General features: G+C 65.6%; 9 protein-coding genes and 1 pseudogene. 3 read left to right on the plus strand and 7 right to left on the minus strand.

Going from position 1 to position 7839, the window contains the following annotated elements; all coding sequences use genetic code 11:
- The coding region (locus VGI62_RS12350; RefSeq protein ID WP_331504795.1) for a hypothetical protein at positions 1 to 336 on the minus strand (336 nt) is incomplete at its 3' end.
- Between the two features lie 406 nt (positions 337 to 742).
- Here VGI62_RS12350 and VGI62_RS12355 point away from each other — a divergent pair.
- On the plus strand, positions 743 to 2182 hold the full coding sequence (locus tag VGI62_RS12355) for an amidohydrolase family protein (protein WP_331504796.1): 1440 nt from the start codon (positions 743 to 745) through the stop codon (positions 2180 to 2182).
- 175 nt (positions 2183 to 2357) lie between these two features.
- Here the strand turns inward: VGI62_RS12355 and VGI62_RS12360 are convergent, their stop codons facing one another.
- A complete protein-coding gene (locus tag VGI62_RS12360; protein WP_331504797.1) occupies positions 2358 to 2849 on the minus strand; it encodes a VOC family protein in 492 nt (163 codons plus the stop codon).
- A gap of 196 nt (positions 2850 to 3045) precedes the next feature.
- Here VGI62_RS12360 and VGI62_RS12365 point away from each other — a divergent pair, with 196 nt between their 5' ends.
- Positions 3046 to 3255, plus strand: a complete 210-nt coding sequence (locus tag VGI62_RS12365; RefSeq protein ID WP_331504798.1) for a hypothetical protein — start codon at positions 3046 to 3048, stop codon at positions 3253 to 3255.
- Positions 3256 to 3372: 117 nt separating this feature from the next.
- Here VGI62_RS12365 and VGI62_RS12370 read toward each other — a convergent pair whose 3' ends face one another.
- Positions 3373 to 4011, minus strand: coding sequence for a hypothetical protein (locus VGI62_RS12370; protein ID WP_331504799.1), 639 nt, complete (start codon positions 4009 to 4011; stop codon positions 3373 to 3375).
- Positions 4012 to 4144: 133 nt separating this feature from the next.
- Here VGI62_RS12370 and VGI62_RS12375 point away from each other — a divergent pair, with 133 nt between their 5' ends.
- Positions 4145 to 4327, plus strand: a complete 183-nt coding sequence (locus VGI62_RS12375) for a hypothetical protein (protein WP_331504800.1) — start codon at positions 4145 to 4147, stop codon at positions 4325 to 4327.
- Between the two features lie 115 nt (positions 4328 to 4442).
- Here the strand turns inward: VGI62_RS12375 and VGI62_RS12380 are convergent.
- From VGI62_RS12380 to VGI62_RS12395, 4 genes and pseudogenes are all read right to left on the minus strand, one after another.
- Positions 4443 to 5036, minus strand: a pseudogene (locus tag VGI62_RS12380) (transposase); the annotation flags it as partial.
- A 551-nt stretch (positions 5037 to 5587) separates the two neighbouring features.
- Complete coding sequence (locus VGI62_RS12385; protein ID WP_331504801.1) at positions 5588 to 5821, minus strand: DUF3606 domain-containing protein; 234 nt, start codon at positions 5819 to 5821, stop codon at positions 5588 to 5590.
- Between the two features lie 885 nt (positions 5822 to 6706).
- Entirely contained in the window at positions 6707 to 7063 is a 357-nt protein-coding gene (locus tag VGI62_RS12390; protein WP_331504802.1) for a hypothetical protein, read from the minus strand.
- Between the two features lie 349 nt (positions 7064 to 7412).
- Positions 7413 to 7839: Rap1a/Tai family immunity protein (locus tag VGI62_RS12395; RefSeq protein WP_331504803.1), on the minus strand; the 427-nt coding region annotated here is incomplete at its 5' end.

Genomic DNA, 7839 nt, shown 5'->3' on the forward strand with positions numbered 1-7839 from the left:
CGAGGCGAAGACGACGCCCCAATCACCAAACGTTGTGGCGCCGCCGACGATCAGATAGCCGCACGCGACCAGCAGATTGAACCCGCAACTCAGCCACAGGAAGTAGCTCAAAATGTCGACGCGAGCGCGCGCGCGCAGCGCGAGGGCGCAGCCGCCCGCGGCGAGAAAATTGAATGCCGGTCCGGCAACGACCATGGGGATCGTGTGGTTGGAACAGCGCATGAAGAGCGGAGCCAGGGCGGTGATCCGGCCGCCACCCAAAACACACACGCTCCCGTGGCCGAGCAGTTCGTGGCCGACGGTCTCGCCGACATAGGCAAGCACCCCGATGCCCATGAGCGTTGCTACGCTTTCGGTTCTGGACATGGGCCGCCTCTTGGACCGAGCGCCCAAGGCTGGACCTTACGCTTGAACCCCCGGGAGGTCGTGTGCCTCCTTCAGGCCGGAAAACGGACCTGCTCAACTTCGTTGGAGGGTCGATTTTCCCCGTTCACCCGCGGTCAGAAACCGGACGTTGCCGCATCGGCCCTGGAGCGGACATTCGCAACGTCGCCAGGGGGTGGTGGAAAGCGGAACTTGCTTCACCCAGCGGCCAGCGAAAATCCGCGTACCACGGAATTGCTCGTAGATCATCGGTGCTTCGCCTGATTGACGCGTCCTCGCCCCCGGACTTGGTTGGCAACCCCAAACCGGGCGCTCCGCGCGGCCCTTCCGTGGCGCGGTCGCCGCAAGGAGGCTGTCAGTGTTCACCTGCGTTGCAGATGAGGGGGGCGGCGCGAGTTGCCTTTGCTGTCAGCCGGCGCTTCGCTCCGCGGAACGGCGGATCACCCTCGAGCTTTCTCGCCGCGGAATGATGGGCGGTGCGGCAAGCGCCATCGCGGGTCGCGGCCTCGCGTCCAGCGCGCAGGCGACCGCGACGCCGCCGATCGTGTTCACGAACGTCCGGCTGTTCGACGGCAGGTCCCCCAGCCTACGCGGCGGCGTCCATGTTTTGATCGAGGACGCTAAGATCAAAGACGTCGTCGGCGGCTCTCTGGGCGCGCCCGAAGGCGCGAGAGTGATCGATTGTGGCGGCCGCGTGCTGATGCCGGGGCTGATCGACGCGCATTGGCACGCATTGTTGGCCGGCCTGTCGATCACCGAGATGATGACCTCCGATGTCGACCACATCATAGGGGCCTCCGGCGCCCAGGCGGAACGGACGCTGATGCGCGGCTTCACGACCGTTCGCGACCTGGGGGGACCGTCCTTTCCGCTGAAGAAGGCGATAGACGCCGGGCAGTTCGTCGGCCCGCGCATCTATCCTTCCGGAGCAATGATCACCACGACCGGCGGCCACGGGGATCTGCGGCCGGTCTCCGATCTCCCCAGAAGCCCAGGCGGTCCGACAAGCGACTTCGAGCGCCACGGCGGCGCGGCCATCGCCGACAGCGCTGACGAGGTCCGCCTGCGCGTACGCGAGCAACTGCTGCTCGGCGCCTCGCAGATTAAGCTGGTCGCCGGCGGCGGGGTGTCCTCGCCGCGCACCACGCTGGACATGCTGACCTTCAGCCTGCCCGAGCTGCGCGCGGGCGTCGAAACCGCAGCCGACCGCAACACCTACGCGGCGGTCCACGCCTTTCCGCCGGCAGCCGTCCGCCGGGCGATCGACGCCGGGGCAGTGTGTATCGAGCACGGCCACCTGATGGACGAGCAGACCGCGAAGCTGATGGCGGATAAGGGGGTGTGGCTCAGCACCCAGCCTTTCGTCGTTGAGGAGGACCAAGCGCCGCTAGCCGGGCAGTCTCGCATCAACTTCCTGAAGCTCCTCGCCGGGACCGTCGCCCTCTACCCGCTCGCCAAAAAACATGGGATCAAAACCGCCTTCGGCACCGACCTGCTGTTCTCACCGGAGCTCGCCGAGCGGCAAGGCTTGATGCTGACCCATCTGAAGCGCTGGTACAGCAATGCCGAGATCCTGAAGATGGCGACCTCCGATAACGCCGAACTGCTGGCCCTATCGGGCCCGCTCAACCCTTATCCCGGAAAGCTAGGCGTCGTCGAACCCGGCGCTCACGCCGACCTGCTGGTGGTGGCCGGCGATCCGTTGCAGGACATCAGCCTGCTCGCCGCGCCGGACAAGAACCTCGTCGTCATCATGAAGGCCGGAAAGATCCACAAGGATGCGCGCGCCTCCGCGTAGGCAGCCGACCGAGGCCGTCTCCTGCGCGATCGAGGCCGTTCTCCTACGGTCCGCTAAGGGGTCGCGAGCGGTCCTTGCCTTCAGGGCGCGAACACGACCTTGGCGGACGATGCCCAGGTCGGACCTTCGCAAGGTAAGTTGAGGGGTGGATTGCGGACATAGAGCCTGCCGCGCTTCAGCGCTTGTAGCTCACCCCGGCGAGTTGAATTTTCGTTCCATCTGGATCGCGAAGGTAGAGCTGATTTTCGAACTCTACAGTCGGCCGCGTGTCGGGCATTTTCGCCTTCAGCTCACCGAGAAGGGTCTTCGGCTCGTATTCATCGATCCCAAGACAGACATGATCGATTCCGATGCGCTGCTTGCTTTCCCAAGGCGCGTATAAGCCGAGGAAGCCGTTCTCTAGCTGCAAGTCGCAGAAACCATCGCCTTCATCCCTGACCGACAGCCCCAGGAGACGTTGGTAAAAGGCCTTCGACCGACCGACATCCGTTGTCGTAAGCGTGACATGATTGAGGGTTCGGCCGCGCACCATCGGACCGGCAGCCTGGGCGACCCCCGGGGCGACGACCGCAGCCGCGGACATGGCTGCGACGCCCTCGATGAGGCTGCGTCGGCTGATCTTGCTCTTTTCGTAGAGCGCAAGCAGGCGGTCGATCTCTTCTTTCATTGGCTCCCCCGGAGCTAGACCGCAGGCGCACAGCCGCGCGCCGCGGCACATCGTCAGCCGATACGGTATGGGTGCCCCTGAACGTCCGCAATGGGGTCGCGAGCGGTCTTTGGCTCTGGGCCAGGAACGCGACCTTCGAGCGCCAGTCGGAGGAGCGGACCGTCGGGACGCCCGCACACGCCGAGGTAGATGCCGAATGAGCGATGTTCCAGTGATCTTCACAATGTGGCTTGGCGTCTTCGCTGTGGGGATCGCCTGGGCCTTTCTTGCTGCACGTGGGCTGCTTCTTCGGAAGTGGAAGGTGCTCACCCTCGGGGGCTGCGCTTCTGTGGCGATTATCTTCAGCACCATTTCTGCGCTCGGGCTCGGGCATCGCCTGTTTGGATGGATGGTGACTAAGCCGTAGCCCCGACTAGCGGGCACGTCCCAAATCGGTCGGGCGCGGTCATTGACGTCGCGCCATGAAGCGGAGTTTGAGCGCAACCGCGGACAAGCGGATGTCGCCACGGTTGGCTCGGGGTGGTTAGGGGAGCTTCCTTGACGGCCAACGTCTGTGGGCGCGACCAAGAACAAGGTAGGCACCGACCGCCAGGACCCCATAGGCGAGCCAGCCGAAGATGGAGATGGGTGACAGCCAGACAGCAGCAACCTCGAGAATATGTATGCCGCTAGCGAGCAGCACCTGCTCAATGACCCAGTAGATCGCGAAACCGAGCGCCAGCGCTCCCATCGTCGCCGCGGGGGTCGGCACGCCGCTATCGCCGACCGGGCTATCGACCATTTCGAGCGAGCCCTCTCGCGAGGTTTCGATCTCCAGACCGCCGGTCGCCGAGAGGAGGTGGTCTCCGGCCAACGCGACGACCTGCGGCCCAGCCCAATTCGAGGTCACGAGCTCGGCGACTTTGATCTGCCCGCCGCCAAGACCGACGCCCGGTAAGGCCAATTCGCCGTTCGGAAAGCGCAGGCTCGACAAATTCAAGCCGATGGTCGTCGAGGTGATGAACTGCAACGACGAGAGCGGGACCTGTGCTGCCGCCTGTAGCGTCCCGATCAGCGCGTCGATGGCGGCCTCGACATCGGCAGCGCTGTAGCTGGCCGCTGTTACGGTCGGACAACCATAGGTGATCGACGCAGCGCAACGAGAATGCGCCAAGCGCCTCAAAGGGCCCGACGGTCCAGCGGTAGCGCCCCCTGACAAAATACTCGGCCCAATTGTCGGCTGTCGAACTGTCAGGCTTCACTTTGGGTGGCAGGGTTACGGTTCGATTGCGCTTGTCGACATAGGGGTGTCGGCTATGAGCGACTACAGGCTCTATCTTCTCGACGCGACGGGCCACATCCGCGACTTTGCGGAATACGTCGCTTGCTCCGACAGCGAGGCCTTGAAGCAAGCGGAGCAGTTGAGGGCCACAGGCCCAGCAGAACTGTGGCAACGAGCGCGCCGCCTCAAGGTGTTTGCCGACGACACCGCCGAGTGATGGGGACGGCTTTCCTTCAGGTTTCATGGACGCCCGCCAGGCGCGACGGGAGGTGTGTCATCGAGGCGGGTGTCTGAGAAACCTGGAAGTCTGACCCGCGGGATGGCGACGCGGCTTATGGGGATTTGAGTTGTGCGGTGGGGCCATCGGTGGGCTGGCGATCCGTTGCAGCGCCGCAGAGGCGGTGCGGATCGGCGGATATATCTGGTCTTCGGCGGTGGCGGCGCGCCGGAGGCTCGGCCTTCCGCGTCGTGGACCCCATGGATCTGGGGCTTGGCGCAAGCGCCAGCACAGCCGGCGTCGGGCGGGCGCTGCAGATCGGCTGTGTACGTTGAGGCGGTCGATGACGGTCATGAGCTGTCGATCCGGAACGCCGGCGGCGGCGCGGTCCGTGGCCAGTCCCCGCGCTCGAAGATCTCGATGAGACGCATGCGGCCGCGGCAGCGGGACAGGGGTTTGCTGACCCCTCAGGAGCTTCTGGCTCGGCGCTGGTGTCGGGAGCCGGTGGCGGTGGCGGCGGCGCCGGAAGCAGCGCGCGGGCCTTGGCGAGGTTGGCGGCGAGCTGGTCCGGGAACAGGCGTCGGAACAGCCGGGAAAGCACCCGCACCGGCAGGAAGAACCGCGGGCGGCAAGCGATCCAGCGCGCGCCGTCCGGGGAGAGGCCGCCGCCGGGGACGATGCAGTGGACGTGCGGATGGCGAAGCAGTGCCTCATGGTGTGCAGGCTGACCGGCTTCGTAATCCCAGCGCTTCTGACCGCCTCGTGAAAGGCGCGGTTGAGCGAGCGGGGGGTGACCGGGTCGAAGGGCGTCAGGCGGTTGGGAAACAGCCACACCGGCGGGCGCGCCACCTTCCACCAGTTACGCAAGACGGCCGGGAGATGCGGCGAGAGCAGCGCGTCGCGGTCCTAACCGCCCCCGGGATAGCCGCACCGCCTCGCGGGCGAGTTGCCAACTGACGAACCGGGTCGCGTTGAATACGACACTGTTGTTCTGGACCATCGAGACCATGCCGGTCACGGGGGTCGGGCTTGCGTGCGTGTTTTGGGTCTGCAAGACCGCCCAGCGCCAGAGCCTGCTGTCGTCCCATGATCCGCGGGGCCGCCCTGGGCATCCTAGGGCCGACCCCGATCCGTGCTTCCAGACTTCACAATGTCGGGGACGGGGTCGATCACGGTCCCTCACGACGGCTGTCCGGCCCCTCGGGCGAGAGCGGCGTCAATGTCCGGATCGGAGCCGTGCGCGAAGCGGTCGAAGGCGTCTCAACCAGAACGCTCAACATTGTCGCCCAGGTTCTTCCCGTTAATCGCTTGGCCGAGATAGTCGGCGACGTCACCGGCGTTCGGTCCGACCGCCGCGACGGCGTCGCGAAGTTCCTGATCGGTCAGGCCCCACGTTCCCGCCCAATACAAGACGTCGCGTTTCACATCGAGGCGGATAGTATCCCGGCGGGATCGCTCTATCCTCGGTGGCTCGAATGACGTTCGGTCGTTCAAGACAAAATCCCCTGCGATCCTTCACGCCCACAGAACCTTCCTCCCTCGCGTATATGGACAGATAGCGCCCGCTGGTTCACCAGCAGCTCACGACGGACCATCACGCGCGCGCGGTCCAGAGGCGGGCGAGCTATGCAGCAGATGGTTCTGGCAAATCGACGCTAACAGGCCGGTAGATCAACCGACCGGCTTAGTGAACACCTGACCCTGCCTGCCAAGGGGGGAGCAATCCCTGCCGGGAACGCCGCATTGACGACCTCGCACGCCGCCGCGACGTCGCTGGCGCGGGTGTCGACGAGCGTCTCGACGCGTCGCTCGAACGCCGCCTCCCGGTCGGCGAGAGCTTGCTCCCGCTGGCGAAGGTCTCGCGCCCAGCGGCGAAGTGCGAGTTCGGTTAGGCCCGGTCTGCGGTGATCCATCGCGGGTATCCTGGGCTATCGCCGGAGCGCCGCCGGAGCCGGCCGGGAGAGGTCCGGGACGGTGGCGCAAGACGAGCCGACAATTCGCGGTCACTGACGGAAAACGTCGGGCGACCGGTGTCGCAGGGACGATCTGCCGGCTCGCGATCACCCCCCGACGTCTCCAGCCTGTCGCCCGATCACGCTCGCCTCCGAGCCCGGGCGACCAACGCCTCGATCGTGGTCTTGCGTAGGCGGGCAAGAAGAGAGCGCCTCTGACGGGGGGCAGGAGGCGCTCTCAGACAGTCGAAATTGCAAGGAGAGGGGAATGACCCTTGCATCCTGATATCTGATCTCAGGTTCCGGCTGATGTCCCCCCGGGAAAACCCTGAGAACTTGCAAGGGCGCTACTTCGCTAATGCAACGCTGCGCCCCGTCCAGTTCCGCCCCCCCGCCTCGAGGACAGCCACGCAGCAGTTTGGCGAGTTCAGGGCCGGGGCGGGGTGAGCGACAGCGGATTGCCGTGGGGGCTCGTACCGTTCCAGAAGGCGCCATAGACGGACGTCACCGTGGTGGCGCCGCGAAGCGGCCCGAAGCTGAAGCTTGTCATCCCGGTGCTAGCGGAGCCGGTGAACCGTTGCCCTTGTTGCGGCCGCTCCGATGCCAGGAAACTGTCACTAAGCTCGCTGGGCGCCGGCAACGCGCTGGACACCGGCGCTGTCTGCGAGTGCAGGTGCTGGGCGACGTCGGGCCGCAGCGGCCCGGCCTGGACGGTGAGGGCGAGACAGGGCGTCGCGCCGAACCCGCTAAGACCCAATACAACGGCGCAAGCACCGAACCGCATCGGCTGCTCCTCTAGACCTGGGGGTGACGGTAGGCCACCGCGGGACAGCGTCAAGCGGCAAGGGCCTGGAAGGCAAGAGCGATGAGGGCGGAGTTGGCGGACCCCAGAACCCGGTTCAAGTGGGAGTGCAGTCGAGACCCTGGTGAAAGCAACTACAACCTGGCTAGGATGACGGACGCACTTGGGTTGCGGTCTTCAAGGCCTGCCTGACGCGGCTGAAGTAATTCACTGGCGGACCTCGCCCTGTATTACCTGGTTCTTCGGTGAGCGGGGCCGGCGTCCCCTGTGCGCAACGGCACGCCGGGTTCCGCTTCCACCCCGCCGACGCGAGGGCCGCTCGTCGAAGGCCTTATTTCGGAGGCGTAGGCCTCTCAAGCGCCGGGTGTAAGGGATAACCCTGGGGCTGGTCCGGGGCCGTGAGGCCGTCCCCAGAACCTGGGCAGCCAGGCCAAGCTTGCGACAGCGCCTCTGCAACCAGGACGCTACCGAGCAGGTGCCGCTCTTCCGGGTGATCGTTCAGGAACTTGACCACCACGTCTTTGACCTGCCCCGACGTGGAGTTCACCGGGGTGCAATAAGGAAGAGTTCGGCTGGTCCCAACGATGGCGGATAGCTGCCCGTCGGTAACCCCGACGACATAGGCGATGCAAAGGTTGTCATCGCGGCGACAGAGATCGAGCAGCGTGTTGCCATCGTAGTAGCCCTTCACGGTAAGGCTCTCACCCGGCCGACGGGGCGGGGAAATCCAGTTATGCGCCGGCTGCTTGGCCGGAGAA

This window comes from Phenylobacterium sp. (assembly GCF_036495085.1).
Classification (GTDB): domain Bacteria; phylum Pseudomonadota; class Alphaproteobacteria; order Caulobacterales; family Caulobacteraceae; genus Phenylobacterium.